We start from the raw sequence: 779 nt of genomic DNA on the forward strand, positions 1-779 counted from the left end.
CAATGGGCTGTAGGCAATAAAACGTACTTACACCAGCATCTGCTAGAGCTTGGAACTCCCAGATATCATCCAGGAGCTCGGTTACTTGGCGCCTGTTCCAGCGATAGCCCCGCTGGTATGCAGGGATATGAAATCGCTCGCCCAGCAAATCACTGATAGATCTTAGGGACAGTTGTGTTGCCATCGTCTCTCCTTTGRCTCCCGCCGCTCCTTGAACGCATCAATAGTATCGAGTGGCCATCAAGGTGACCAGTGTACGCATCAAGCTGATTGCTGCACTTTGTCGTCATAGAACCCGATTACGATTCGACTCAAAAAAAATTCAGTCCTACATCACTGCCATGACATCCACCCCATGGAGCTCAGAACCATGTCATTGCAATGTCCTCTGTGTAACTCCCCCAAGATCGCATCTTTACAAACGGCCATGAAGATTGGCGCAGTCGTTGGAACCGTCGGCGGAGCCGCTCGTGGTGCGAGCGCCGCTCTGGCGGCAGGCCAGGTGGGCGCCTCTGCCGGCGCTATTGCCGGCGCTATTGCCGGCCCTCTTGGCATCACCCTCGGCACAGTTTCTGGTGCCATCCTCGGCGGGCTCACTGGAGGTGCAGGCGGCTGCGCCCTCGGTGCTCAGCTTGGCGAAAAATTCGATCGCCATGTGTTCTCAAATAACCTCTGCTTAATCTGCGGTCACCGTTTCAATCTGCCGACCTAATCTTCTTTCAACATTCTTCGGCCAGTGCTGCGCGTGCGCAGCATTTATGCCTGCGCCCTCCCAAAGG

2 protein-coding genes are annotated in these 779 nt (G+C 55.1%); one reads left to right on the top strand and one right to left on the bottom strand.

The genetic code is table 11. The features are described 5' to 3' along the window. Nucleotides 1-184: GmrSD restriction endonuclease domain-containing protein (locus AC1DRJ_RS30655; RefSeq protein WP_477805411.1), on the bottom strand; the 184-nt coding region annotated here is incomplete at its 3' end. Between the two features lie 186 nt (nucleotides 185-370). On the opposite strand from AC1DRJ_RS30655, the gene AC1DRJ_RS30660 reads away from it, so the two are divergent. After that, nucleotides 371-712 carry a hypothetical protein gene (locus AC1DRJ_RS30660; protein WP_477805412.1) on the top strand — a complete coding sequence of 114 codons (342 nt, stop codon included), beginning with the start codon at nucleotides 371-373 and terminating at the stop codon, nucleotides 710-712. Nucleotides 713-779: the final 67 nt, after the last annotated feature.

It is taken from the genome of Pseudomonas sp. P5_B2 (genome assembly GCF_056400445.1).